This is a genomic window from Larkinella humicola, from assembly GCF_008727875.1.
In the GTDB taxonomy this organism is placed as follows: Bacteria; Bacteroidota; Bacteroidia; order Cytophagales; family Spirosomataceae; genus Larkinella; species Larkinella humicola.
The window spans coordinates 439218-464161 of sequence record NZ_VTWS01000004.1 but is presented as its reverse complement, the minus strand read 5'-3'; the positions used below and the strand labels follow the sequence as shown (position 1 = coordinate 464161).

General features: G+C 52.0%; 25 protein-coding genes and 1 riboswitch. Of the genes, 11 read left to right on the top strand and 14 right to left on the bottom strand.

Going from position 1 to position 24944, the window contains the following annotated elements:
* Positions 1-3: 3 nt before the first annotated feature.
* The 5 genes from F0P93_RS17940 to F0P93_RS17920 form a co-directional block, all read right to left on the bottom strand.
* A complete protein-coding gene (locus tag F0P93_RS17940; protein WP_150878338.1) occupies positions 4-1137 on the bottom strand; it encodes a J domain-containing protein in 1134 nt (377 codons plus the stop codon).
* 159 nt (positions 1138-1296) lie between these two features.
* Positions 1297-2667, bottom strand: coding sequence for a TolC family protein (locus tag F0P93_RS17935; RefSeq protein ID WP_150878336.1), 1371 nt, complete (start codon positions 2665-2667; stop codon positions 1297-1299).
* Between the two features lie 89 nt (positions 2668-2756).
* Positions 2757-3881 (bottom strand): ABC transporter permease, encoded by a 1125-nt coding sequence (locus F0P93_RS17930; RefSeq protein ID WP_150878334.1) that lies wholly within the window; start codon positions 3879-3881, stop codon positions 2757-2759.
* A 20-nt stretch (positions 3882-3901) separates the two neighbouring features.
* Entirely contained in the window at positions 3902-4846 is a 945-nt protein-coding gene (locus F0P93_RS17925) for an HlyD family secretion protein (protein WP_150878332.1), read from the bottom strand.
* 4 nt (positions 4847-4850) lie between these two features.
* A complete protein-coding gene (locus tag F0P93_RS17920) occupies positions 4851-5534 on the bottom strand; it encodes an ABC transporter ATP-binding protein (RefSeq protein WP_150878330.1) in 684 nt (227 codons plus the stop codon).
* A 198-nt stretch (positions 5535-5732) separates the two neighbouring features.
* Here F0P93_RS17920 and F0P93_RS17915 point away from each other — a divergent pair, with 198 nt between their 5' ends.
* Together F0P93_RS17915 and F0P93_RS17910 are read left to right on the top strand one after the other, a co-directional pair.
* The gene (locus F0P93_RS17915; RefSeq protein ID WP_150878328.1) at positions 5733-6440 is read left to right on the top strand and encodes a MarR family winged helix-turn-helix transcriptional regulator; all 708 of its coding nucleotides are present in this window, start codon (positions 5733-5735) and stop codon (positions 6438-6440) included.
* A gap of 91 nt (positions 6441-6531) precedes the next feature.
* The gene (locus F0P93_RS17910; RefSeq protein ID WP_150878326.1) at positions 6532-6957 is read left to right on the top strand and encodes a DUF4345 domain-containing protein; all 426 of its coding nucleotides are present in this window, start codon (positions 6532-6534) and stop codon (positions 6955-6957) included.
* Between the two features lie 120 nt (positions 6958-7077).
* On the opposite strand, the gene F0P93_RS17905 is transcribed toward F0P93_RS17910, so the two are convergent.
* From F0P93_RS17905 to F0P93_RS17895, 3 genes are all read right to left on the bottom strand, one after another.
* Positions 7078-8145, bottom strand: a complete 1068-nt coding sequence (locus tag F0P93_RS17905; RefSeq protein WP_150878324.1) for a fatty acid desaturase family protein — start codon at positions 8143-8145, stop codon at positions 7078-7080.
* Positions 8146-8227: 82 nt separating this feature from the next.
* Complete coding sequence (locus F0P93_RS17900) at positions 8228-10630, bottom strand: TonB-dependent receptor (protein WP_191908846.1); 2403 nt, start codon at positions 10628-10630, stop codon at positions 8228-8230.
* Between the two features lie 247 nt (positions 10631-10877).
* Positions 10878-11780, bottom strand: coding sequence for an alpha/beta hydrolase (locus tag F0P93_RS17895; RefSeq protein WP_150878321.1), 903 nt, complete (start codon positions 11778-11780; stop codon positions 10878-10880).
* Positions 11781-12023: 243 nt separating this feature from the next.
* Between F0P93_RS17895 and F0P93_RS17890 the strand changes: the two genes are divergently transcribed.
* On the top strand, positions 12024-12503 hold the full coding sequence (locus tag F0P93_RS17890) for a hypothetical protein (protein WP_150878319.1): 480 nt from the start codon (positions 12024-12026) through the stop codon (positions 12501-12503).
* 43 nt (positions 12504-12546) lie between these two features.
* Positions 12547-12816, top strand: a complete 270-nt coding sequence (locus F0P93_RS17885; RefSeq protein WP_150878317.1) for a CPCC family cysteine-rich protein — start codon at positions 12547-12549, stop codon at positions 12814-12816.
* 212 nt (positions 12817-13028) lie between these two features.
* On the opposite strand, the gene F0P93_RS17880 is transcribed toward F0P93_RS17885, so the two are convergent.
* The 5 genes from F0P93_RS17880 to F0P93_RS17860 all read right to left on the bottom strand — a co-directional run bounded on the left by F0P93_RS17880 (position 13029) and on the right by F0P93_RS17860 (position 17388).
* Positions 13029-13256, bottom strand: a complete 228-nt coding sequence (locus tag F0P93_RS17880) for a hypothetical protein (protein WP_150878315.1) — start codon at positions 13254-13256, stop codon at positions 13029-13031.
* Between the two features lie 73 nt (positions 13257-13329).
* Complete coding sequence (locus tag F0P93_RS17875; RefSeq protein WP_150878314.1) at positions 13330-13719, bottom strand: hypothetical protein; 390 nt, start codon at positions 13717-13719, stop codon at positions 13330-13332.
* A gap of 26 nt (positions 13720-13745) precedes the next feature.
* The gene (locus F0P93_RS17870; RefSeq protein WP_150878312.1) at positions 13746-14045 is read right to left on the bottom strand and encodes a hypothetical protein; all 300 of its coding nucleotides are present in this window, start codon (positions 14043-14045) and stop codon (positions 13746-13748) included.
* A gap of 142 nt (positions 14046-14187) precedes the next feature.
* Positions 14188-15249, bottom strand: a complete 1062-nt coding sequence (locus F0P93_RS17865; protein WP_225309529.1) for a methylenetetrahydrofolate reductase — start codon at positions 15247-15249, stop codon at positions 14188-14190.
* A 75-nt stretch (positions 15250-15324) separates the two neighbouring features.
* Positions 15325-17388 carry a S9 family peptidase gene (locus F0P93_RS17860; protein WP_150878310.1) on the bottom strand — a complete coding sequence of 688 codons (2064 nt, stop codon included), beginning with the start codon at positions 17386-17388 and terminating at the stop codon, positions 15325-15327.
* A gap of 138 nt (positions 17389-17526) precedes the next feature.
* A riboswitch (Fluoride riboswitch) is annotated at positions 17527-17595 on the top strand.
* 34 nt (positions 17596-17629) lie between these two features.
* Between F0P93_RS17860 and F0P93_RS17855 the strand changes: the two genes are divergently transcribed.
* The 4 genes from F0P93_RS17855 to F0P93_RS17840 all read left to right on the top strand — a co-directional run bounded on the left by F0P93_RS17855 (position 17630) and on the right by F0P93_RS17840 (position 21960).
* Positions 17630-18961, top strand: a complete 1332-nt coding sequence (locus F0P93_RS17855) for a voltage-gated chloride channel family protein (protein WP_225309528.1) — start codon at positions 17630-17632, stop codon at positions 18959-18961.
* Positions 18962-19090: 129 nt separating this feature from the next.
* A complete protein-coding gene (locus tag F0P93_RS17850; protein WP_150878308.1) occupies positions 19091-19660 on the top strand; it encodes a YceI family protein in 570 nt (189 codons plus the stop codon).
* 96 nt (positions 19661-19756) lie between these two features.
* Positions 19757-20881 carry a lactonase family protein gene (locus F0P93_RS17845; protein WP_150878306.1) on the top strand — a complete coding sequence of 375 codons (1125 nt, stop codon included), beginning with the start codon at positions 19757-19759 and terminating at the stop codon, positions 20879-20881.
* Positions 20878-21960, top strand: coding sequence for a GRAS family protein (locus F0P93_RS17840; protein ID WP_150878304.1), 1083 nt, complete (start codon positions 20878-20880; stop codon positions 21958-21960). The genes F0P93_RS17845 and F0P93_RS17840 overlap by 4 nt, the downstream gene beginning before the upstream one ends.
* A gap of 27 nt (positions 21961-21987) precedes the next feature.
* Here the strand turns inward: F0P93_RS17840 and F0P93_RS17835 are convergent, their stop codons facing one another.
* Positions 21988-22890 carry an SAM-dependent methyltransferase gene (locus F0P93_RS17835; protein WP_150878302.1) on the bottom strand — a complete coding sequence of 301 codons (903 nt, stop codon included), beginning with the start codon at positions 22888-22890 and terminating at the stop codon, positions 21988-21990.
* Between the two features lie 46 nt (positions 22891-22936).
* Between F0P93_RS17835 and F0P93_RS31905 the strand changes: the two genes are divergently transcribed.
* The 3 genes from F0P93_RS31905 (at position 22937) to F0P93_RS17825 (ending at position 24935) form a co-directional block, all read left to right on the top strand.
* Positions 22937-23071 (top strand): hypothetical protein, encoded by a 135-nt coding sequence (locus tag F0P93_RS31905; protein ID WP_255472216.1) that lies wholly within the window; start codon positions 22937-22939, stop codon positions 23069-23071.
* 75 nt (positions 23072-23146) lie between these two features.
* The gene (locus F0P93_RS17830) at positions 23147-23563 is read left to right on the top strand and encodes a DoxX family protein (RefSeq protein ID WP_150878300.1); all 417 of its coding nucleotides are present in this window, start codon (positions 23147-23149) and stop codon (positions 23561-23563) included.
* A 31-nt stretch (positions 23564-23594) separates the two neighbouring features.
* Positions 23595-24935 (top strand): MFS transporter, encoded by a 1341-nt coding sequence (locus F0P93_RS17825; RefSeq protein ID WP_150878299.1) that lies wholly within the window; start codon positions 23595-23597, stop codon positions 24933-24935.
* The last annotated feature ends 9 nt before the right edge of the window (positions 24936-24944 follow it).

Sequence of the window (24944 nt, the reverse complement as noted above, 5' to 3'; positions counted from 1 at the left end):
CCGTCAGAAAAAACCGTCAAAATCCCCCGCTTTCTGAATCCGGTATGACTTCAGCCACTGCTTCATCAGGGCAGCGTCCTGAAAGGCTTTCAGATCATTTTTCAGGTTCTTGATGCTGCGTTTTAACTCCTGCACGTCGGTTTTGAAGCTAAATTCCAGACTCATCGGTGATGAGACAAACAGCAGCGATTTTCCACTGATGGCTGCAAGCTGCGATTGCAGGCCGTAAAGTTGCTCTTCCAGTTCCTGCGTCTGCTGTTTCAGAATTTTGTTGTAATACTTTAACTGTTCTTCGGCCAGCGTTTCGAGGTGGTCCTGATCGATTCGGTTAAACTCCAGTTGTAACCGGAGCAAGGTCAGCAAATCGCTTTTTTCGTAGGCTTCCGTAATCCGCTTCATCACCTCGGTTTTGCGCAGTTTCTCAGCTTCATCCGGTTCCCGGTCGGGGTGAAAGGCCTTCACCAGATCCATGTAAACCGTCCGCACGGCTTTCGTCGTGCTGCGTTCTTCGGTCTGTTTTTTAGCTTCCCGCTCCAGTTGTTTTTTGGTTTTGGGCCTCTGGGCGCGTCGCTCCTCGGTTTGCCGTTGCTGTTCCTCGAAGGCAGTTTGCTGCTCTTCCAGTTTTTGCCGCAGGTGTTCCGCCATTTTTTCGGGGGAACTCACGTCTGCATCGTCGTCAAACTCAACGCCGAACATACTGCTGTACATCGCCTTCATGGCCTCCGACGTCAGCTCATCGGCTTCGGCCGTGGTGGCATCGAAACCGTCGGGGTCATATTTGTCGTAAATCGGCTTCAAATCATCCCGGCCGTGTTCGGAAATGAGGTCATACGTTAGATTCAGGATGATGTCGACCAGTTTTTTCCGTTCATTGGCCTTGAACGCGCCGGAATCGTGGGCGCGATCAAAAACCCGAACCAGCGCGGCCCGTTGTTCCTGAAATTCGGTCTGCAGCGGCAGGAGTTCGGTCTGAATGCGTTGCTGAATGCGGGTTGAAGCCTCCCGGTATTCCACCAGCTCTTTTTCCAGCGTCTCGATTTTCCGGGTCAGGCGGTTAAACTCCTTCTGGGGTTTCGACAGCATGTCCTTGTCTTTCGTACTCCCGATCCGGATAATCTGCTGAGCTTGTGGTTGCATGGGGCGTTGACGTGATAATTGGCAAAAGTAAGAAAACCCGGTTTGGAAAAAATTCCGGAGAACCGCTCATCCAAAAAAAACCGTTAGCAGCTTCTGGTTGCCGGGTGCCGTCAATCGCCGAAATTTCCTCAATCTCTTTGCTAATCAGAACGCCCGTTTTTACAAATTCCCCAACGCTTTCCGAACCTGAACCTGCCCGAGTAACACGTCATAAACCGCCCGCAGGTAGTTGTTTTCGGCCTGTTGCAGGCTGTATTCGCTGTTGCGAAAGTCGGCCAGCAGCAGCGCCCCGGCGTCGAAACGGACGCGGTCGATGGCCAGAATGTTCTGGGCCTGGGTGATGTTCTTCTGCGTTTCGGCGAGGTTCCCGCGGGCTTGATCGAGCGTGTTCCGGGCCGCCCGGAGTTCGTAGTCAACGTCGTTTTTCAGTTGTTGAAGCGTATTCTGATTGATCTGGGCCCGCCGGACGTAATCCTGTTTGTTCAACCGCGTTTGTCGCCCGTCGAACACCGGGACGTTGACCCGCAAACCGACATAATTGTACGGAAACCAGGTTCCGCCCTGGAATGGATTGAAAGCATCGGAAAATTGCTGGGCGAAATACGCGCCGTAGGCCGTTACGACCGGTGCCAGCCGGGCCTGTTCCCGGCGCTGGTTGAGTTCGTTGACCTGCCGGTTCAGCTCTTCCGTCCGCAGTTCCGGGCGATTACCGGCCGTTAGTTCCAGCGTTTGAAATTCCGCAAACAAGGCCCGGAGCGAATCGGCGGGTTCAATGGGTTGCGGGGCGTTGATGCGGTAGCGGAGATTTTCCAGACTCAGTGTATAGTCGCGCTGGTCGTTGCGGTAGGTCAGTTCGGCATTGCTGAGGTCCAGCGAAAACCGGTCGAGCTCGCTTTCCAGCAACGTTCCGGCCCGAAAACGGATCTGCGCCTGTTCCAGATAGCCCTGCGCCCGGCTGCGGGCGCGTTCCGACAGCCGCTGTTTTTCGCGATTGAAAACCGTCTGGTAATAGGCTTCGGTTACCTGTTGACGCACCTCGACATTCCGTTTTTCCAGCGTCGTCTGCTGATTTTCGGCGTTCAACCGGTTGATCGAACGATCGATGCGGCTTTGGGCGTCGTAGACCTTCTGCTCGGCCTGCACGTTCAGGATGTTGTTGAAAGGCGTACCAAACCGCAACACCAGATCCTGCCCGTTGGCGAACGGCGCGTTTTTGATTACGCTTCGCTGAATCTGTGTGTTCCAGCGAAAATCGGCTCCGGCATTGAGCTGCGGTTGCCATTGGGCGCGTCGCCGGGCTTCGTCACTCTCTGTAATCTGCGTCTGTAACCGCTGATTCGTCAGTTCCAGCCGATTCGCCTGCGCCTGCTGCAACGCCTGAGCGAGCGTGATTTTAGTGACCGGGCCGCCGGGCGGTGATTGAGCGAATGCGTGATGGAGTGAAAGCAGGCCGGCGAGCAAAAGCGCGAATCGGGCTACGAAAGTGGAGTTAAAATGCAGAAGATATTCTATGTGGGCTATTCGTTTCATGTTACTTTTGAAGAGTAAGATGGCACAATAAGTATTAACTAGCCGAGCCTGATCACTCAATCGCTCAACCACTCATTCACTCAATGAAATTAGCCCCTGAAAACCGTGGCCGGTTCCAGCGAGTTGATGCGCCGGATGGCGAATACCGAACCGCCCAGCGAGATGACCAGCGTGATGACGAACAGGGCGTATTCAAACCAGATCGGGAAGAAAAACAGCGTTCCCGACTGCGCAATGCCCAGCCGGAAAGCCTCGGCCAATCCCCGACCCACCACGTAGCCTACGACAGCAAACAGCAGTGCCTGGGTCAGAATCAGGCGGCTGACGTAACCGTTGGTAGCGCCAATCGCTTTGAGGGTGCCGTAATCCTTGATGCGGTCAATGGCTGCCGAATAGAGCGTTAGTCCGATGATGACCAGTCCGGAAATGACCGCAAAACCGATCAGGCTACCGAACGAAGCCGCAATCCCGTTGGTAGCCAACACGGTTTTGACGGTAACCTGCGAGAGGTCATCGGCATTCCAGGCCCGCACACCGGTGATGCTCTGGTTAATCTGCTGAATAACCGTTGCTTCCAGGACACCGGTTTTGGGTTTGACGAGGTAAAAGCTCACCTTGTTGGTCGGGATGTTGGCCAGATACCGGGCGCGTTCGATGGTCGTGAAGGCCAGTAATCCCCCGCCAAACGAGCGCGCGCCCCGCGTCAGCCCGGCGTTGTACACCTTCTTCCCGTTGACTTCGAAATAATCGCCGGGTTTGAGTCCGCCGAGGGCTTTGGCATCGTAGAAATCAGTAATCAGAGCGCCTTCCGGAATCATATCAGCCGGTTTGGCAGTGTAGAGCCGCCACGGGCCACCGGCAAAAGCGGGGGCTTCGGAGCCAATCAGCGAAAAACCGCTCGTGGTGCCGTTGGCAAATTTGGCCCCGGCTCCGGCGATGACCACCGGATACACCCGCTCCACGCCCGGCAGCGAACCGATTTCGTAACCTTTCCGAACGTCGAGCGGACTGAGCTGGTTGGCGTTGGTCGTGGTTTCGTCCGTCACCCAGATGTAGCCCTTGTTGTTGTCAACAATGCTCCGCATGGCGTCGGTCAGGAAGATGAAAATACCGGCCTGCTGCCCCACCAGAAACACTGAAATAACGATCCCCGCCAGTGCGCCGAGCGACTTGGCCACATCGTACCGGATGAATTTGAACGCGATTCTAAACATGGTAAAAGGCGGTTTTTGCCTTATTGAATTGAAATGAGACATTCGACCCGGGCGCCGATGATGACGTTGCCGGGGTCGTCCAGTTGCACCCGAACTTCGCGAACGCGCCGGTCTTCGAGGTTGGCGGCATTGTCGGCAAAGAGCGATTTTTTGCGGAGGTAGGGCGACGTCAGCACCACCGTGCCCGTGGTCAGACGTTCGTCGCTGCCCTGGGGCCGGATGTAGGCTTTCTGGCCCACTTTCACCTTTAGCGCAAACAGTTCGTCGATTTCGGTCAGGGCCACGAGCGGACCCGCCGGGGCAAAATCGCCGATGGACTGGTTGCTGGACAGAAACTGGCCGACTTTGGCATCCAGGCTCAGCAACGTTCCATTTTCGGGTGCTTTCACGGTTTTCAGCCCGGCCACCGTCGAGGCATACTGAATGTCGGCCCGGAGTTCACTGATGCGCCCCTGAGCCTCCCGAACCTGGGCTTCCGACGCCCGGATTTGCTGTTGCAGGTTCGTCACTTCATACTTCGAATCGTCCAGATCCTTCTGCGTCAGCGCTTTTCCGGCAAACAGCGTCTGGTTCCGTTGCAGATCGGCTTCGGCTTTCTGGAGTTGTACGCGCAACGTCTGCACGTTTTGCCGGGCGGTTTCAATGGCGTCCTGCTGGGTTTTGATTTTGACGCTGGCCTGTCGTAGTTGAGCCGATTCGACGGCGTTATCCATCGTCAGAATCACCTGCCCTTTTTTCACTTCCTCGCCGATGTTGACGGCAATGCTTTTGACCAGCCCACCGGTTTCGGCCGATAGCTGGCTGATTCGCTTTGCCGGCTCGATCACCGCGATGCCCAGCACCTCGTCGATGCGCTTCGGCGTTTGCACCGTCCGAACAGAATCCTGCGACTCCGCAGTCTTGTCTTTGCTGCCTCCACAGGACGCGAGTCCAATCAGTAGACCAAATAAGTAAACCGGTTTCATAGCCTTAGTCGTTAAATTCGTTCACTTCGTTTACTACCCCGTTATCGACCTCCACGATCCGGTGGGCGTATTGTTTCAGGCGGGGATCGTGGGTTACGACGGCCACCGACTTGCCTTCGTCGGCCAGCGCGCGGAGTTCCTGCATGACAATGCCCACCGAATTTTTGTCCAGCGATGCCGTCGGCTCGTCGCACAGCACCAGTCGGGGGTTGGTGACGAGGGCGCGGGCGATGGCGATTCGTTGTTGCTGCCCGCCCGATAATTGTTTCGGGAGGTTCCGACGCCGGTCGGTCATGCCCACGGTTTTGAGGGCCTGTTCGGTGCGGGCGCGGGCTTCGGCGCTGTTCACGCCCTGCAGTTTCAGCGGCATGATCACGTTCTCTTCGGCAGTGAGCGGAGCCAGCAGGTTGAAATTCTGGAAAACAAACCCGATGGTATTCAGCCGGAGACGAGCCAATTCGCTCTGATTCAACTTATTGACGTTTTGTCCATCGACCCAAAGGTCGCCGTAGCTGGGATAAATGACACAACCCAGCAACGAGAGCAAGGTCGTTTTGCCCGAGCCCGACGGCCCAATGATGAGCAACAGTTCACCCTCGTTCAGTTGCAGGGTGGTGGGTTGCAGGGCCACAATGGTTTGATCGCCGGTTTGGTATTCCTTACCAACGCCTTTTAATTCTGCTATCATCGGTTTTGATAAGCTAAATGCATTCTGTGATGACACTTCGACCAGGGAAGCAAAACTACGATTTCGTAATTATACACTGTATACATTTGCAATATTACTACGAAAACATAATTAATGTTTACTATATTTGAAAAAATATTTTATTTCCGTAGTTAAACACGAGTGCTAATCCGTTATTTTGTACGAAATCATAGTGATATGGACCGGGGAGAACAGCAACTTATCGATTTAGTGAATGCGTGGGCCAAATACAGTGAGGCTACGCCCGATGCGGATGTGGCCGGCTTTTGTCTGCATTATTTAACCGAAACCGCTCAGCCTGCTGTCCTCAATCAGCACAGCCCGGTGGCTTCTCCTGACGGGTTATACGATGAAAAATGGGTGGAGAGCCTGACGGGAACCGCAAACCGGTCGCTGACGGAGATCCGGCCATCGTCGCGGCTGGCTGCGTTGGTCGGGCGGTTGTCGAAGTACGGTTATTTTTATTCCAAAAAAGCCATGTTTCCACTCAACTTCAAAAGCATTGAGGAGCCGGTTTATCTGATCGTGCTGGCGCAAATGGGAACGCCCAAGAAGAGCGAGTTGATCTACGAAATGATGGTGGAGTTTGCCTCCGGAATCGACGTGGTGAACCGGCTGGTGGGCATGGGGTATATTGAAGAATTTCCGGACGAAAACGACCGGCGTTCCAAACGCCTGCGCATCACCGAAGCGGGTCTGACCATCCTGCAAGAGTGTTTTCCGGTGATGAACCGGGTGGCCGATGTCGCCTACAGTTCGTTGACCGAGGGTGAAAAAGCCCTGCTGATTCAGATTCTGGACAAACTCGACCGCTACCACGCGGAGCATTACAAACTAAGCAAAAACGCCGGGTTCGACGAGGTATATGACCGCATGGTGACGTAGAATGATCTTTTGCTAAAATCCTGGTCAAGACCAAGATTTCTGACGAAAAACGTCTGCAACTTTGCCTCGTAAACCAACAACTACGACGAACATGCAAACGCAAACGATTGCAAAACGGGCCGCCCAGGTATTCATCCTGCTGTCGGCTTTGGCTCTCCTCTCGGTCAGTATGATGGCTTTTGCCGACCCCCAATCCGTTATGGATCTGGTTCACGTTCAACTCAACAACACGGATGCTTTTAGCTCCATTCGGGGCGTGTATGGCGGAGTTGGTCTGACCCTATTTATCAGCCTCATTTACCTCATGCTCAATGACGTCAACAAGGGTCTGGCTTTTCTGTGTCTGCTGTGGGGCTTTTACGCACTGTCGCGCACCATCACGGTTTTCGCCGAAGGGGCTTTGGGCGATTTTGGCCGGCAATGGCTGGTGACCGAATCGGTATTCTTTGTCATTGCGCTGATGTTGCTACGGGCCAATTCCCGAACCACGGCGGTTTCGGTTCGGGTGAGCCAATAGTGAAGGAAAAAGAAATTTTAAATGTTAAATGATGAACGCTAAATGTAAAAGTTAGGAGCTTATCACACCAATTTTACATTTAGCGTTCATCATTTAATATTTATCATTTCAGTATAATCCTCAGGCTGCTACCGACGCCTTCTCCGGATTCCATTCCAAAATAGGCCGCACCCGGTATTTCATCAACTCGATGATTTCCTGTTCGTTCTGAAACGCACCGTTGACGTTGACGACGTGTTTGGCCAGTCGATTATACTGTTTGCTCAGGAGTAAGCCGAAAACCTGTCCATAGTCGAGTCCTTCGAAAACAATGGCTTTGTGGGCCGCATACTGGTCGAGGGTTTTTAGGAAAAACCTGGGATGCTCGCTCCAGTGCATGGCCGGGCGGCAGTGGTGGCTGATGTGGTACCCGTCGTTCCAGCACATGCGGTTATACTTGACGTTGATGCAGGTAATGCTGTTTTTGTAGGCATTCGCCGGATCGTTCCGGTCGATGAAAGCGTGTTGCGTCCAGTTGCCGATCATACCAAAAACGCGCGTCATGACAAACGGAAGCAGAAACACCACAATCGTAGCCGGGGCATTTACCCACAGCAGAACCGCGCACATCGTCAGAAAGAGGATTTCACCGCTCATGGCTTTCTCCGCCATTTTCTGGCGGTTTTTCCGCTTCAGATAACCGATCAGTGTGATTACGCCCAGAAAGAAAAAGTTAGCCAGATACATCAGAAAGCCCCTGACGCTGTCGCGCTTGTAGGTCATCGTACTGCTCAGATCTTCGGGCATGTTATTCTCGGGATGGTGCATACCGATGTGGTGACTCTGGTAGGTGTCGGGCGACATCCCGAAGAAAAGCGCCAGAAATGTCGGCATGTAATAGTTCAACGCACTGTATTCCCGTTTGAACAGCGGCCGGTGGGCCGCGCAATGCACCATGAGTCCAAATGGCCCTTTATAAATAGCATACGATGCAAAACAGGCAAATGCCAACACGCCCCACACCCAGCCGGTGATGCCCGGGATGAACAACAGAATACCCAGCGGAACCAGCGTAAACGAGATTTTCAGCGTCAGGTAGACGAACGGCAGGTCGCGGCTGTCCCGGATAAAGCGCAGTAAAAAACGATCGATAGCGGAGGAAGGTGGGGCTACGGAACTAGGATCCTGAAGGGCAGGCAATCTTCTCATTGGCAAACAAATTTCGTGATTCGCAGAGTAAGGTAGGCATTTTCAGCCAAAACCAAGCCTTTATCCCAGTATAGTTATCCTGCTACCCCTGTTTCCCGTCGTCGTTCGAAATCTTTTTCTTCTCGCGGTTTTGACCGGCGTTCATTTTTCCAAACCGCCAGTTGACCGACAAACGGATGTTTCGGATGACGTTGTAGTTGGAGCCATCCGAGATGAACGTGGGCGTGCGGAGCAAGGTCACAATGGTGTTATAGCGCCGAAAGGGATTCTCGGCACTGGCGGTGATCGTCACTTTCTGTTTTTTGAATTCCTTCCGGCCCGAAAAACCGTAGTAGTAAAAACCGGACGATTGCCCCTGCAACAGAATCCGGCGCGAATTGTAAGAACCGTTGGCCTGCAGGCTGATGTCGTGGGGCAACTGGAGCGAGGTGTTCAGGTTAACCCGATAACTCCAGTTTTCGTTGGTAATGTTCAAGGCGTTGCTGTTCAAAATGTTGTAGTTCAGCCCAAACGACCCGCTGATGTTCCACTGTTTCACCGGACGCGCCGACCCGAACAGGTTCATGCCGTAGGTCGAATTCTGGGCGATGTTCCGGTAGGTGCTGCTCGAAATGCCGCTCGTGTCGACCGTCGTGATGCGCTCGATGGCGTTGTTGGTTTGCCGCCCGAATAGCATCGCGTTCACAGTTGTTCCGCCTTTGGTAAAGGTACTGTACGACAATTCGACCGAATGCGCCAGTTCCGGGTCCAGATACGGGTTGCCGGTCTGGATGTTTTTCGGATCGGAGTAGTTGACGTACGGGTTCAGGTAGAAAATAGACGGCCGCTGAATCCGCTGGCTGTAATTCAGTTTCAGCCGTCGTTCTTCGCCAAACCGCTTCGAAATGGTCACGTTCGGCAGGAAATTCTGGTAGCGGTCGGTAAATTTCGTGCTGGTCGAAATAAAATTGGCGTTGATGTTCGTCATTTCCATCCGTCCGCCGAGGCTAAAACCCCACATTTTGCTGGTTCGCATCCGAAACGACGCATATGACGACCAAACCCACTGCTGGTAGTCGAACGTATTGGCGCGGGTGGGGTCTTCCCGGTAATTCAACGAGCCGTCGGGCGCATTTTCCAGGCGGTAATCACTGCCCACATCGCGCAGAATGGCCTTGGTTCCAACTTCCAGAATCCGGCGTTTGACAGTGGAGAACGGATGGGTGTAGTCGGTCTGGATTGTGAATTCCTTTTGCTGGTTGTCGTTGTTGTTGCGCTCCCGGTAGTCGATCACCTCGCTTTCGGGCAGCGGAAACTGGTTCAGCGAATAGTTGCTGTGGTTGTTGTTGCGGTTATACTGCGCCAGAAAGGTGTATTCCTGCTCCGGACTCCGCTTGAACGTTTTCGTGTAGTTGAAATTGACGTCCATGTTGCGGTTGCGGTTTTGGGTATGGTTATACCGCCGGAAATTCTGCGGATCGTCGGACGTTACCCGCGTATCGCGCGTGGAATTCGTGTTCCGTCCTTCCCCACCAAAGCTGGCATCGACGCCAATGCGGTTTAGTGAATCGAGGTCATAATCGACACTCACGGAGCCAAACCCCGACCGCCCTTTGTTTTTGTAGGCATTGATCTGTTCAATCGTGCTGATGACCTGACCGTCCAGCAGGTTTTGCCGCATGGTTTCGGAACCACCGAAATAATTATTCACGTTACCACCGCCATACGAGGTGATACTCAGCTTATTTTGCTTGAAATTAAAGTTTCCGCCGAGGTTGTTCCGGCGGCTCCCAACCGAGGCATTCACCCCGCCCGTCAGGCCCTGCAACTGGTTTTTGGTGATGATGTTGATCACACCGGCGGTTCCTTCCGCGTCGTATTTGGCCGAAGGAGCCGTTACGACTTCCACTGATTTGATCAGCTCCGCCGGAATCATCTGGAGGGCTTCGCTGATGCTGCGGGCCATGATGCTCGACGGTTTGTTGTTGATCAGCACTTTAATGCTGCTGCTGCCTTTCAGGGTAACCGTCCCGTCGGGATCAACCGTCAGCAAAGGCACTTTTTTCAGCACGTCGATGGCCGTGCCACCACTGTTGGTGATGTCTTTGTCGGCATTGTAAACCAGCCGGTCGTCTTTGTCTTCGACCAGCGGTTTTTCGGCCGTCACCACCACCTCGTTCAGCGTCCGCGAATCGGTTTGCATCTGCACAACGCCCAGCGCCACCTCGGCCCCTTCCGAACCGACCTGGACGGTATTGATGGTCTTATTTTCGTACCCGATAAAACTGATCACGACCCGATAGACACCGGCATCCACCCCGCTGATGGTAAATTTACCGGCTTCGCTGGTGGTGGTTCCGCCAACAATTTTCTCGGTTTTGGGATTCAGCAGGGCCACCGTAGCAAACTCAACGGGTTTGTTCTGAGCAGCATCCATCACCACGCCCGTGATTTTCGCTTTCAGGCTGGCCTTAATGGTGGTTTGAATCGCCGGTACGGGCGGCATGGAAGCTGGATTTTGAGCCCGAGCTGAAACAACTATACATAATACTAGCAGGAGTAGGATTTTTTTCATACTTCGGGCAACCACTTCAACCAACAACCAAGGAGATTATAAACAGACAAGAAAATTAATGAGCTAATTTACTGATCTTTTTATAAAAATAATACCAATGTTAGTTACTGGAACTTATCTTAATAAGATTGCCCGGTTTTTGGATTTTAGAACGGTTTTAATTGGCAGGGAATACCCTTTACGGAACCATCAGCCCCGTTTGAATCAGCCAGTGGCGACACCGGCCAAACCACTCGTCGAAGGCCGGTGTTTTCAGATACCCATGTTCGCCTTTGGTATAGATATGAAGATCGGCAAGCACTTTATTTTGCTGAAGGGCTTCGTAGAACAGCAGACTGTTTTTGACCGGCACCACCGTATCGTCACTGGCGTGGGTGATGAAAGCCGGCGGAGTGGATGACGTGACCTGCAACTCATTGGAATACAACGTCACCTGTTCCGGTTTGGGTGAAGCACCCAACAGATTTTTGCGGGACCCGGAATGACCAACCTGGTCTGTAAAGGAGATAACCGGGTACACCAGAATCATGAAATCCGGCCGAACACTGACTGCTTCCGGATTGTCGATCACTTTCTGGTTAAAATGCGTTCCGGCGGTGGCTGCCAGGTGGCCGCCCGCCGAGAAACCCATGATGCCAATTTTTTTCGGATCAACGCCCCATTCCGCAGCCCGTTGCCGCACGGTTTTGAGGGCTTGCTGCGCGTCCTGCAACGGCCCGACGGACGGGTCGATCATGGTTTTTTCGTTCGGCAGGCGGTATTTCAGTACGAAAGCCGTCACGCCCATTTTGTTGAAGGCTTCGGCCACATCGTAGCCTTCGCGTTTCATCACCAGCACGCCGTAGCCCCCACCCGGACAGATGATCACCGCCGTTCCGTTGGCCTGGCCGTTCGGCGGTTGATAGACTGTCAGCGTAGGCTGAATGACTTGGCTCACCACCTGATCGGGTCGTTTCACTTCCTGGACGTCCGACGGTTTCGCATTCGGCACTGGGCCGGAATACAACGGCATTTCGGTCTGAGCCAGGGAAAGCAGGGCCGAAAGGCCACAAAAGGCGCTCAGCAGCAGTTTTTTAAACATTATCATTCAGGGTTAGGAGACAGCTAAAATAAGCAACAGAAATCTGAAACCGTTGCTTGTTGAATAGAATTTATACCAATTAAAGTTTTACTGAACAACTGAACGGGTTTATCTAAAGCGTTTAATCTGCACGCCTGTCTTAGCCCCCTATCAGTTTGCCAATTCAAAAACCAATAAAGTGTTTGTTGATTAGGGTGTTGTCTATTATTATTGCCTAATTGTGCAATTTCAACCGTAGCTTCTGTGACTGCCGTTAAAGCTTATCTAAGTGCTTTTTTTATTCTCTTGCTCGGTTCAGTTCTTCTTTTAAGGGGCGAAAAGGATAAAAACGAATTCCATTCAATCTCGGGCAAAATTATTTATCAGGGAAAGCAGTTTGAACAGCATCCTAACCGAGACCTTGGAAAGTATCGGTATATTCAGATTAAAGAATATCCTTACCCATTTGAAATCTTCATTGGTAAGGATGCTGGGGATTTTAAGCCAAAGTTCGAGAGAATCGACGAGTTAAAGGTCGGGGAAATAATCACGGTTTATTACGATGAAACACAAAATACCAAAGATGAGCGTCTTAACCGACTTGTGCAGTATATAGACAAGCAGACAGAACCCTATTACGCAAGAGGAACCTGGGATAAAACCCTGGGGAAATTCATAATTGTGTGCGGAGTACTCATTGCAACGGCTGTTTTCTTTCTAAAAAAAGCCGGAAAGTTATCTTAGCTTATACGCTGGCGAAGCAGCTAATTGCACAGAATAGTTATTTATGACTGCCAAGAGCAATAAATTTGGACGTTACCAATGTCCGTGTTGTGAGTATTTCACCTACTATGAGCCTCCTTTGGGCCAATACGGTATCTGCCTGGTATGTTGGTGGGAAGATGATCCAATTCAACTGGCCGAACCTGATTATGAAGGCGGTGCGAATACTATAAGTCTTCATCAAGCTCAATCAAATTTCAAGCTATATCAGGTTTGTGATCCCGCTTTGAAGCATCTGGCTAAAAAGCTTAATCCTCAAGAACTTCCGGATTGATTACAATTCTGGAAGCTGATAGATAAGACTTTTTTTGGCGTTATAATTACCTGCTTTGGCTAACATTCAGAATTTAATCTACTTCGTAAGTGGTTCCCCAAATGATACTTACCTGGGGTTTAAGAGTAAGAAGAAAGTCCTTTAATAAGGTATCACGATGAAAAGTCACTTTAAGATGTTCACTTTTGGATTCTTTCAAAATTTGGATGGCCTCAATGTTGTGTAGGCTGAGAATAAGTTTTGCTTTTTTGATTACTAACCAACGTTAAGTCTAAATCTCCATAGGCTGGTGAAAACGTACAGTATAACAATTCATCAGCGTACTGTTTTTGAAAGGTAATAGTATTGTAAAACCAAGGTACATCAGTATCTAACACCTCTGGCTCTACCTCAAAAAAACTGATTAGATCATAGTCTTCAGGGAATACGTTTACTGCCATAATAGTTTAGGAATTTCCAGAAGCGTTAGTGCTGACTATTATTCCCATATTGAAAATTAATGCAAAATATCATTTATTCACTCGCTTCTATTACACTACCTGAAGAATCATGCCAAACTTGTTTCAGTGTATAGTTTATTAGATCATGGTCAGGATAATTACCATCGAATGACCAAATTTCTAATCTATCGACTATACCATCTCTTAGAAAAACTGTAGCATCAGCACCAATTTTAAGCTCTGGTGAAACTATAGTTACACCGTTGAGAACCAGGTCGTCTTTAGTAAGTTTGTGCTCAAAAATCTCTTCTGAATGTAAGAAGCTAACAAAAACACCGCCACCGTTTGTATACTCATACTCCGCATCACTTAAGAAGGGGATTTGTAGTTTAGCCGCTTTTCCATTTTCATCACCATCTAATAGCAATTTTAAAACATCTAAAATGTACTTTGATACGATCATATCTCTGATAGTAGCGTGCTGGGTATCTATATACCAGACAAGTATCTTATAATAAATGAAATTCGCCGAATATCAACGGTGGATACAGGGTTGTAATCATCAGGAGTCAGTTTCTTCAATTCCAGGACTGTATCCTGCAAGGAGCCAAGATTTAGATCCTCCGAATTGATATCAGCGTATACGTTATAGAGACTATTTTTCTCAATATGCCAGAAATAGTCTTTAGTAATAGCGATTTCCTGATCTGGGAAATTTTGATCTAAAAATGCTGAAACAAGCTTACTAATTATCAAATTCAGTTCATCTTTCCCAATAGTTATATCCATCTCCGAGTGTTATTTCCTGTATGAATCAAACGATTTAGCGTTAGGCGGTGAGCCCGGGAGACGATCTCCCGGGCTTTTTTGTGTTCTACAGGATCAAAACAAGCTACTATTTTTGGTCAAAAACAGCAAACTTCTGACCGGATTAGAGATCGGACCGACTAAGCGTAGTAACCTCGAACTCTTTTCCTTCCGATGACTTTCTGACCCCTTTCTCCTTCAGCATCTGACTTATTTGATTCACCAGATCGATCGAAGCCTCGATCTCTGCTTTGCGAATGGCAACACTTTCGATATTGAAACCAAACGGGATGGCGTGTTTCAAACAGATGGTGGTCAGTGCCGAGGCAATGTCGAGGCAAATTCTCACCGATTTCTCCAGCATATCGTCCGATGCGTTCAGTTCTGCTTTCACTTCATCCGGTATGTGGATACCCAACCACTCCATAAAATGCAGGGTTTTGGCCGATCCGCAGGCGGTAATCGTGAAAATGAGCGTCGGTGGAGTGACCCCTTGCCGTTTACAACGGATGGCCAGATCTTCGATCACTTGCCGGGCATAGTCCAGATTGAAGACACATTGGGAAATAAAGTACGAAACCCCGTGGTTCATTTTATCCAGCACCCTCACTTCTTCATCTTTCAGCACATGATGCCTTTCAGGAATGGTAACAGCGCCCATAACGGACGTGTCCCGGTGCTTGCTCCAGAGTTGATAGGCTTCCGGAAGGCTCGTTTTTACCGGAAAATCCGGGGCCGGAATGCCGACAAAAACGGGATAGAACTGCTGTCTGTGCAGCTCTTCCAGCCAGTCGGACAACTCATTGGCAGAAAATTTTCCGGCTGGCCGATAGACTATTTTGGGAATGCATAAAGTGCTCAGATAATCGGCGGCAAAATCCAGCGGGTCCAGTGCATTGATAAAGGGAAAGGGCCTTTCTTCATTTGTCCGCGCCGACTCATCCTGTACATCATACACCACCAGCGCATCAATATCCAGAACAGCGAGTCGGTCGATTGTTTTTTGGGCAATTTCGGCAATTCGATCAGGAGCGGTACTGACTTTAGGAGGTGTAATGCCATACAGCAGCACCCCTGATTCGCCGGATTTGATTTTTTCTATAAACATATTGCAACGTAAATAAGGACTTGAGGCTTCGGGGAACATTGCTTCCGATACTAAAACCCGTGCGCTGGTATCCGTCAATTTATCCCTTTTTCTAAAGAAAATCCTGCTAAAATATACTTGCCATTCGACTTATCCCGGTATTCCCATAGAGTTTCACTCCCACACCTCCGCCGGAAACGGTTTTTCCAGCAAATACCGGTAAATGAACCGGGCGGTCTCGGCCTGGGCGTGTTTGACCTTGCCGGTTGTACCAAAACCGTGCCGCGCACCGGGATAAATCATGAATTCAAAATGCTTGTTGAGCGTTTCCAGTTGATCGACCAACTGGACGGAATTCTGCATGTGGACGTTGTCGTCCATCGTACCGTGGACAATCCGCAACGTTCCTTTCAGCCGGTCGGCATACGGCAGCACGGAGCTTACTTTGTAGCCTTCGGGGTTTTCGGCGGGGGTATCCATGAACCGTTCCGTGTATTCGGTGTCGTACAACTGCCAGTCCATGACGCCGAAGTTGGCGATTCCGTGCGTAAAAACGTCGGCACCCCGCGTCAGGGCCAGCGCCGTCACGTAACCGCCGTAGCTCCCGCCCGTAATCGCCACTTTTTTGGGATCGACCAACCCTTTGTCAACCAGCCACTTCACCGCCGTACTGTAATCCTCCAGTTCCCATTTTCCCAAGTTGCGGTGCATGAAATTCTGCCCGGTTTTGCCAAAATGCCCCGAAGCCCGGTGGTCGATGGCGACCTGCAACAAGCCGTCCTGGGCATACCACTGCGCAGCCGGGGTGTAGCTCCAGCGGTCATAAACCGACCCGGCATTGGGGCCGCCGTAGATGCTGATCAAAACCGGGTAGCGTTTGCTGGGGTCGAAGTTCGTGGGATATTTGATCGTCATCGGGAGCTGAAACCCGTCGGTCGTCGGCACCCGCACCAGTTCGGTTTTGGCGACGGTAAACTTGTCAAAATCAGCACCTTTCGCATCGCCCAGTTCCCGAATCAGCTTGCCATTTTTGTCCAGCAGCGCCATTTTCGGCGGGGTCTGGAGGTTGGAATAGGTCGTAATGAAATGACTGCCGCCGGGCGAAACCTGTACCTGATGGCTGAACTCCCCGAACGTCAGCCGCTGCAATCCCTTGCCATCGAGTTTCACTTTATAGAGATCCGTCCGGGCCGAATTTTCCTTGCGGGCCGTGAAATAGACCAGACCGTTTTTGGCATCGACGAGCGAAACGCCCGTCACCGTATAGTCTCCGCTGGTCACCGGGTTTTTCAGCTTGCCATCCATCGTATGCAGGTAGAGGTGCATCCAGCCCGACGCGTCGCTCATCCGGATAAACTGCTTGCCATCGCTCAAAAAGTGAACCGTCGTCAGCCAGTCCACCCAGGTTTTCTGACGCTCATCGACCAGTTCGGTTTTGCTGCCGGTTGCCGGGTCGATCGCAATCAATTTCAGGTTGTCCTGACCCCGGTTTTTCCACTGCATCCAGAGGTCTTTTGAGTCGGGTGTCCAGAACGGCGTGCCGAAATAGTGATCAGCATTAGCGTCGTAATCCGCCCAGACGGTTTTTCCGGTGGCGACTTCCACCACGCCCATTTTCACCAGTGGGTTCGGATCGCCCGGTTTGGGATACCGCTGGCTTTCCAGATACCCGTGTTGCCCGGTGGCTCCGGCAATCGGAAAAACCGGCACCTTGCCCTCATCAAACCGCATGAATGCCAGGTATTTACTATCTGGCGACCACCAGAAAGCCTTGTGCTGCGTGGCCCGGCCCAGCACTTCCTCCCAATACAGCCAGGCTGCGTAGCCATTGTAAATGGTTTCCGAACCGTCGGTGGTCAGTTGGTTTTCCTTCCCGGTTTTCAAATCCCGCAGGTAAAGGTTTTTACTGTCACGCGTGTACGCCAGCCACTTCCCATCGGGCGAATACGTACGGTTCTGGCCTTTGTCATCAGGCGAAGCCGATAAAGGCGGATAAATCACCCAGCCACCGGTTTCCTTGTGTTCGCTTTCCTGCCCGGTTTTGACATCGACGGCATAGGTTTTCTCACCCTTCGTCAACAGATAATGTGCATCATCGGCCCAGCCCTTGATGGCAGGCAGCGTTTGCAGGGTATTTGTTTTTTCGTTTTTGAATAACTGAGCCGCCGTAAAAGGTTGTTTTTGGGCGTAGGAAGCTCCATTGAGCAGCAAAAACAACACACTAATCCTGAATTGCATGAAGAACTACTTCGTTTAGGTTGATGAAAGGACGTCGGTTTGGGTCCGACGCGAAAACAAAAGTTACTTTTTTCTCTCACATAACCAACAGCGACAGACCGGGCTTGGGGATTTTCAAAAAACCGCGTATTATTGCCTCATCGTACAGGAAATGGTGTCTTCCTGCTGAAACCGCCCCGCTCCGGGGATGATGGCGCCTATTAGGTTCAAAAGCTGTTTTGTATCCCTGATAGGTATTTTTATGATGGCCTCGTCTCGCTTTCGTCTTTTTCGCCCGCTTACCCCGCTTTTCTGGCAGCAACCGATTCTTTTTTTTCTGGTTAAATGGCTGTTGCTCTCGGCCATCGTTGGCCTGTGCGTCGGCTCCGCATCGGCCCTGTTTCTGGTGTCGCTCGATTGGGTTACGCACTGGCGGGAAAATCACCGCTGGATCATTGCCTTTCTGCCCCTCGGCGGTTTTCTGATCGGTTGTCTCTATCACTATTGGGGGAAGGACGTCGAAGCCGGGAATAACCTGCTTCTCGAAACGATCCACCGACCGGCCCAAATCATTCCGCTGAAAATGACTCCTTTCGTGCTGATCGGCACCCTCGCCACGCACCTGTTCGGAGGCTCGGCGGGGCGCGAAGGAACGGCTTTGCAAATCGGCGGCTCTCTGGCCGACCAGTTCACCCGCCTGCTGCGGCTGCGTCCGCGCGACCGGCGACTGCTGCTCGTGGCTGGCATCGCGGCCGGTTTTGGCTCGGTTTTCGGCACTCCGTTGGCCGGGGCGGTTTTCGGGCTGGAAGTGTTCCTCCTCGGCCGCCTGAAATACGATGCCCTGTTTCCTGCCTTTGCCGCTTCCGTTTTTGCGGATCTCACCACACGGGCCTGGCAGGTCGGGCACACCCACTACCACATTCCGCTGGTGCCGGAACTCTCCGCCGGGGCGGTTCTCTGGTCAATGGTCGCCGGGGCGGTTTTCGGGATTTGTTCAGTGGTTTTCAGTGGCCTGACGTACGCCATCAGCGGTTTTTTCAAACGCAAAATTGCCTATCCTCCCTTGCGACCCCTGATTGGCGGAGCACTGGTGGCGCTGGCGGTGCTGGCCCTCGGCACAACGAAATACATCGGACTGGGCATCCCGACCATTCTGGACGCCTTTTTGGTTCAGCTTCCGCCCTACGATTTCGCCCTCAAAATCCTGTTGACGGCCCTCACGCTGGGAGCTGCGTTCAAGGGCGGAGAGGTAACGCCCTTGTTTTTCATTGGCGCGACCCTGGGCAATGCGCTTTCGTACATCGTTCCGCTGCCCACCGGCTTGCTGGCTGGCATGGGGTTCGTGGCGGTTTTTGCCGGAGCGGCCAATACGCCCCTGGCCTGCACGCTGATGGCCATTGAGTTGTTCGGGGCCGATTGTGGCGTTTATGTAGCCCTGGCCTGCGTTGTGGCTTATTTTTTCTCCGGCCACCGGGGCATCTACGGTTCTCAGGTGGTGGGGCAGCCCAAACATCTTATTTATGGCCGTCATGAAGGCCGGAACCTGGCCGCGCTCCGGGGCAACCCCAAAAACCGCTTTCCCGACAAACCCTGATTCCGCTTTTCGCCCTTGATAGATACTGTAAATTGTGGAAAAAGTGATTTATTATATGTCTATACAAGAATTTTTGCGTATACTAGTTGCTCGAAAAGCAATCCATTTTCAATCAAATCCTGAAATTTTATGAAAAAAGTCACCCTATTTATTGCCTGTCTATTCGCATCCGCAGCCACTTTTGCACAAACCTGGACCGTGGACAAAGCACACGCCAAAGTTGGTTTTACGGTTACTCACCTCCTGGTTTCGGATGTCGATGGGAATTTTAAGACGTTCGATGCCAAAATCACCTCCTCGAAACCCGACTTTACGGATGCCGTTGTTGAACTGACGGCCGACGTAAACAGCATCGATACCGGCAACGACCGCCGTGACGCCGATTTGAAAAGTGATAAATACTTCGATGCGGCCAAATACCCCACGCTGACCTTCAAAAGCAACTCGTTCAAGAAAGTAGAAGGCAAGAAATACAAAGTGACCGGTGATCTGACGATGCATGGCGTGACTAAACCCGTTACGCTGGACGTTACGCTCAATGGCCCCATTCCGCATCCGATGAATAAGAAAGAGATTGCCGGATTCAAGATTGCCGGTGAACTGAAACGCTCGGATTTTGGCATCGGAACCGGTACGCCGGTGGCGGTGGTGAGCGATGAAATTACCATTCGCGCTAACGCCGAATTTGGCAAACAATAAGCCCGGTGACGTTTTCTGAAAAGAAAGAAGAAGGACAGGCCCGTTAACGGCTTGTCCTTTTTGTTAGCTTTGCGATCTGATTATTCCCCTTGACGAATGAAAAAATTATTCACGGTAACCGCCCTGCTCTTTAGCCTGATGGTCAACGCGCAATCCCCCAAAGAAGTCCTCTACGTCGGAACGTATTCGACCCGGGGCAGTGAAGGCATTTATGTGCTGGAATTTGACCGGGCCAATGGCTCACTGAAACAACTCCAGACGGTTTCGAACGCCAAAAGTCCTTCGTTTCTGGCCATTCATCCAACCGGCAAGTATCTGTATTCGGTCAACGAAGCGGCTCCCAATTCCGGGGGCGTTAGTTCCTACACCATCGAGCCCAAAACCGGCAAGCTGACGATGATGAACCAGCAGTCGTCGCACGGCCGCGGCCCCTGCCACATTGCCATCGACCAAACCGGCAAGCTGGCGTTTGTGTCGAACTACGGCGGTGGCACGTTCACGGTTTTGCCCATCCAGAACGACGGCACCCTGGCCCCCGCGACGGACACCCTAAGCTACGAAGGCAAAGGCCCCAACACCCAACGGCAGGAAAAACCGCACATTCACTCGGCCACGGTGTCACCCAACAACCGCTTTGTGTACGTCTGTGACCTCGGCACCGACAAGGTTTATATTTACGAATTTGACAAGGCCACCGGCAAAGTAAAACCGGCGGCAACGCCCTACGCGACGGTTTCGGCGGGTTCAGGACCGCGCCACATCACGATCCATCCCAACGGGAAATACCTGTATCTGGTGGAAGAACTGACCTCCAGCGTCGCGACCTTCGCGCTCGACAGCAAAACCGGTGCGCTGACGATGATTCAGGACAATGTAAAAACGCTTCCGGACGATTTTACCGACAAAAACACCAGCGCCGACATCCACACCGACCCGAAAGGCAAGTTCCTGTACCACTCGAACCGCGGTTATAACGCGCTGGCAATCCTGTCGATTGCCAACGATGGCAAGGTCACGCTAATCGGCCAGCAGCCCACCGAAGGCAAAACGCCCCGCAACTTTCTGGTCGATCCGAAAGGCGAATACGTGTTTGCCGCCAACCAGGATACCGACAACATTGTGGTGTATAAACTGGATTCGAAAACCGGCAAACTATCGCCGACCGGTACGCAGGTGAAAGTCCCGGCTCCGGTTTGTCTGAAGCTGTTTTCGGTGAAATGACCGCATCAGAACTCGGTCAGTTTGTTGACTCCCTCCATGAAAGCCTTGCTCCTCTGATCTTGAAAAAGCTGGAGGAGCAGTTGCAAACCAGTTTGCTGCAAATTGAAAACCGGCCGGAAGCCTTGCTGGACACGCTGTTTCTGAAAGCGATCCGCGATCATGTTCAGCCACAGGCCGGTTCACACGAGCATCTGTATCTTCAGCAGTACGAGATTCCGCAGATTATTCTCTTCGATCTGTTGATCAATCAGTTGCCGTTTGTAGTGATGAGTCATGCCCTTACGAACCGGGCAATGGTCAACGAGCTGAAGCTGGCGGAACAGGCCGTGGTGATGGATGTTGGTATTGGGCGCGGTATTCAGATTGCCCGCCTGATCGACGAATTAGTGGCCACCCGAACCCGACTGAAACACCTGACGGTGGTGGGCGTCGAACCATTTGCGGATGCCGTAGCCTATGCTGAAACGCTGATCCGTCAGGCGGCTGAAAAAGCTCCGTTTTCCGTTGAATTTATGCCGGTCGTTTCGCTGGTTGAGGAGTTGGCTCCCGATGCGTTGCTCCGGGCTTTCCCGAAACACTACGACGTCCTGGTAGTCAACAGTTCGCTCACCATTCACCACCTGCCGACGGTTGCGCAACGGCAAGCTTTTTTCCATTTCATGCGCTCGGTCAGGCCCAATGCGTTGCTCCTGACCGAACCTCATTCGAATCATCTGGAACCGGACTGGCGTCGGCGTACGCTGAACGCCTATGAGCACTACCGGGCAGTATTCGGTGTTATCGACGGTTTGGCCATTGATCGTACCGCCAAAAACGGACTGAAAATGTTCTTCGGACGCGAAATTGACGACGTGGTCGGGAATCCTGACGACAGTCGGTTTGAGAAACACCAGGAAGGGTACCAATGGGTTCGGTATTTACAGGAAAGCGATTTTTGGCTCCAGCCCAACCTGGAGATCCCGGCGTCATTTCCGCCTTCACCGGTTACGTTACGAACCCATCCCGACGGCTATTTAGTGCTGGAGCATGATGGTGTCACGGTAGTGTCGATTTTTCGGGCGGTGGCTGGCGGTTGCTGATCAAGCTTACAAACGTGATCAGCACACCTACACTTTCTCAAACACCAGCCGGTAATGATCCATCGTCTCGCGTTCGAAGCAAACCCGGTTTGGGCTGACCCGGAAAACGGCGATCAGATCCCGCATGGCCTTGTTGGTTAGAAACCGGGGCAACAGCGAAGCGTACAATGCGTATTTCTTTAGATTGAATGCCCGAAACCGCTTCCGCCATTGACCGATGGTTTCGATGTAGTCGAGCCGCCCGCTGCTTTGCGAAATCAGCTTGAAATGAGGGGCCGCGTTCCGGATCACCTGCTCGGGGCCGTAAGGCAGCCACGAACCCGGAAACTGGGCAATCATCAGCGCGAGGGCATAGGAATCCGAGTCTTTGGGTGCCTCCAGACTGATTTCTTCCAGCGGCAGCATGTTCTTGCTGAAAACCATCGTCTGCATGTAAAACCGCCCACCCACGGGAAGCAGGTTGTAAAGATTTTTGAAAAAGTCGGCATACACCGCATTCTGCTGACCGGCTTTGTACTGCTCGATCGAACAGAAATGCTCCATGCCCCCGATGCAACTGACGGCATCGAAGGTGCCGTAATCGGCGGGGGTAATCAGGCGGCAGTCTTTCACTTCCACCGTCAGGCCATTCTGCACACAGGCCGCAGCCTGCGCCGACGACAGCGTTACACCCCGGCCAATTGCCCCCTGGCCCTTGATGTAGGTCAGGAACGGCCCCCAGCCGCACCCCATGTCGAGCACTTTTGTGCCTTTGGTAATGCCCAGACTCTCCGCGATGAAACGGTGTTTCTGGCGTTGAGCCTCCTCCAGCGTCAGCTTAAAATTGCCGTTGTACATCGCCCCGCTGTAGTCGCCGGTCTGGCCCACGCTGAGACGGAAAATTTGGTCAATCGTGGAATACGTAAATTCTAAATCGTTCTGGGAAGCCATCGGTGAACAAGCGGGTGTTCGCCAATTTAGTTTTTTTATTTCTCCATTGAACGATTCATTCGCGAAAAATTTCCGGTATCGGGTTGAAAGACAACCGGAAAAAGAAACCGCTTTGCTCCCTTTTTTTATCGCCATCACGGCCAGCGTGGCCCTCTCGCGATTGTCGCAATCCACCCCGTAGATTGCCGTTTTCACACGCTCTCCGAGTCCGTATCCGGTGGTAAATTTGTCCTGTAAACAAACAACACCTACTGCCATGAAAAAGACGAAAATTTTGTACTGGGTTTTTACCGGATTATTCGCGTTTGTTATGCTGGGTTCTTCTATTCCCGATATTTTGGTTATACCGCAAGCCGTCGAAGGGTTTAAACAGATCCATCTGCCCGCCTACCTGCTCCCGTTTCTGGGGTGGGCGAAACTGCTCGGCGTGCTGGCCATTCTGATTCCCGGTTTTCCCCGGATCAAGGAATGGGCGTATGCCGGACTGATTTTTGATTTACTGGGTGCCACCTATTGCGTCTTCAGCGCGGGAAAAGCCCCGATGGATTGGGCACCGATGCTTGTTTTTGTGGCTTTAGGGGCTGCCTCGTACGTTTTTTACCACAAAAAACAGGTGTCTGCAACTTTCCCTGAATCCGGAAACCAGAATTCTCTGCGAGCGGTTTTAGGCTAGCGGACCGTTTGCCCCAGTAAACAACAGACTCATGACGAACCGATTTTACGCCCTTCTCGCCAATACGCTAACCGCTTCCGTCATCAACAATTGCGTCTGGTTTGCGTTGACGTTCTGGTTATACCTCGAAACCAAGTCGGTGGTCGCCACGTCGATCATGGCCGGCATTTACCTGGGAACCGTTGCCGTTTCCGGCTTTTTTCTGGGTTCACTGGTCGATCACAACCGCAAAAAAAACGCCATGATGCTGTCCAGCGTCGGTTCTCTGGTGTTTTATCTGGTGGATCTGCTGCTCTACAGCGCGTTTCCGTCCTCCACGTTTTCCAACCCGTCAAGTCCCATCCTGTGGCTCTTCATCCTGTTTGGGCTGCTGGGCGCCATTGCCGGTAACATTCGCACAATTGCCATTGCTACCCTCGTGACGATTCTGATTGACGAAGACCAGCGCGACAAAGCCAACGGGCTGGTCGGAACGGCCAACGGCGTGTCGTTTCTGGTCGCGTCGCTCTTCAGCGGTTTGGTGATCGGTTTTCTGGGCATGTTCTGGATGCTGGTGCTGGCCATTGCGCTGACAGCCCTGGTCATCGTTCACCTGAGCCTCCTTTCGATTCCTGAACCGGAAATTGTCGTTGCGGAAACGAAACCCAATCACCTCGACATCCGGGGCACGCTGAAGTCCGTACAGCAGATTCCGGGTTTACTGGGACTCATTTTTTTCAACACCTTCAACAATTTCCTGGGTGGCGTTTTTATGTCGCTGATGGATGCCTACGGCCTGTCACTCGTTTCGGTACAGGTTTGGGGGACATTGTGGGGTGTGTTGAGTCTGGGCTTTATTGTCGGTGGCATGGTGGTGGCCCGTAATGGGCTGGGTGCCAAACCGCTGCGAACGCTTTTTCTGGCCAACCTTGCCATGTGGACGGTTTGCATTTTCTTCACCATTCAGGCGTCCATTATACTGCTTGCCGTTGGCATGTTTATTTATCTCTGCCTGATTCCGGTGGTGGAAGCGGCTGAGCAAACCATCATCCAAAAATTGATTTCGCCCGAACGGCAGGGCCGGGTTTTCGGATTTGCCCAGAGTGTCGAGCAGGCGGCCTCGCCCATTACCGCCTTCATCATCGGACCCATTGCCCAACTGGTGTTTATTCCCTTCATGACCACCGGTGCGGGCGTGGATTTGCTGGGGTCGTGGTTCGGCACCGGAAGTGCCCGGGGGCTGGCGCTGTTGTTTACCGTAACCGGCGTCATTGGTCTGCTCGTTACGCTGATCGCCATGCGCTCCGATTCGTACGGAATCCTTGCAAAAAAATACCAGCAGGCCCCCGAACTCGCTAATCAGGACCGGGCAACCGGCGCCGTTGCATCCTGATTCGATCCT

Bases quoted from the DNA above. Each gene is read 5' to 3' on its own strand.
- F0P93_RS17940 (WP_150878338.1), bottom strand. From the start codon at position 1,137: ATGCAACCACAAGCTCAGCAGATTATCCGGATCGGGAGTACGAAAGAC.
- F0P93_RS17935 (WP_150878336.1), bottom strand. From the start codon at position 2,667: ATGAAACGAATAGCCCACATAGAATATCTTCTGCATTTTAACTCCACT.
- F0P93_RS17930 (WP_150878334.1), bottom strand. From the start codon at position 3,881: ATGTTTAGAATCGCGTTCAAATTCATCCGGTACGATGTGGCCAAGTCG.
- F0P93_RS17925 (WP_150878332.1), bottom strand. From the start codon at position 4,846: ATGAAACCGGTTTACTTATTTGGTCTACTGATTGGACTCGCGTCCTGT.
- F0P93_RS17920 (WP_150878330.1), bottom strand. From the start codon at position 5,534: ATGATAGCAGAATTAAAAGGCGTTGGTAAGGAATACCAAACCGGCGAT.
- F0P93_RS17915 (WP_150878328.1), top strand. From the start codon at position 5,733: ATGGACCGGGGAGAACAGCAACTTATCGATTTAGTGAATGCGTGGGCC.
- F0P93_RS17910 (WP_150878326.1), top strand. From the start codon at position 6,532: ATGCAAACGCAAACGATTGCAAAACGGGCCGCCCAGGTATTCATCCTG.
- F0P93_RS17905 (WP_150878324.1), bottom strand. From the start codon at position 8,145: ATGAGAAGATTGCCTGCCCTTCAGGATCCTAGTTCCGTAGCCCCACCT.
- F0P93_RS17900 (WP_191908846.1), bottom strand. From the start codon at position 10,630: ATGCCGCCCGTACCGGCGATTCAAACCACCATTAAGGCCAGCCTGAAA.
- F0P93_RS17895 (WP_150878321.1), bottom strand. From the start codon at position 11,780: ATGTTTAAAAAACTGCTGCTGAGCGCCTTTTGTGGCCTTTCGGCCCTG.
- F0P93_RS17885 (WP_150878317.1), top strand. From the start codon at position 12,547: ATGACTGCCAAGAGCAATAAATTTGGACGTTACCAATGTCCGTGTTGT.
- F0P93_RS17880 (WP_150878315.1), bottom strand. From the start codon at position 13,256: ATGGCAGTAAACGTATTCCCTGAAGACTATGATCTAATCAGTTTTTTT.
- F0P93_RS17875 (WP_150878314.1), bottom strand. From the start codon at position 13,719: ATGATCGTATCAAAGTACATTTTAGATGTTTTAAAATTGCTATTAGAT.
- F0P93_RS17870 (WP_150878312.1), bottom strand. From the start codon at position 14,045: ATGGATATAACTATTGGGAAAGATGAACTGAATTTGATAATTAGTAAG.
- F0P93_RS17860 (WP_150878310.1), bottom strand. From the start codon at position 17,388: ATGCAATTCAGGATTAGTGTGTTGTTTTTGCTGCTCAATGGAGCTTCC.
- F0P93_RS17855 (WP_225309528.1), top strand. From the start codon at position 17,630: ATGATGGCCTCGTCTCGCTTTCGTCTTTTTCGCCCGCTTACCCCGCTT.
- F0P93_RS17850 (WP_150878308.1), top strand. From the start codon at position 19,091: ATGAAAAAAGTCACCCTATTTATTGCCTGTCTATTCGCATCCGCAGCC.
- F0P93_RS17845 (WP_150878306.1), top strand. From the start codon at position 19,757: ATGAAAAAATTATTCACGGTAACCGCCCTGCTCTTTAGCCTGATGGTC.
- F0P93_RS17840 (WP_150878304.1), top strand. From the start codon at position 20,878: ATGACCGCATCAGAACTCGGTCAGTTTGTTGACTCCCTCCATGAAAGC.
- F0P93_RS17835 (WP_150878302.1), bottom strand. From the start codon at position 22,890: ATGGCTTCCCAGAACGATTTAGAATTTACGTATTCCACGATTGACCAA.
- F0P93_RS17830 (WP_150878300.1), top strand. From the start codon at position 23,147: ATGAAAAAGACGAAAATTTTGTACTGGGTTTTTACCGGATTATTCGCG.
- F0P93_RS17825 (WP_150878299.1), top strand. From the start codon at position 23,595: ATGACGAACCGATTTTACGCCCTTCTCGCCAATACGCTAACCGCTTCC.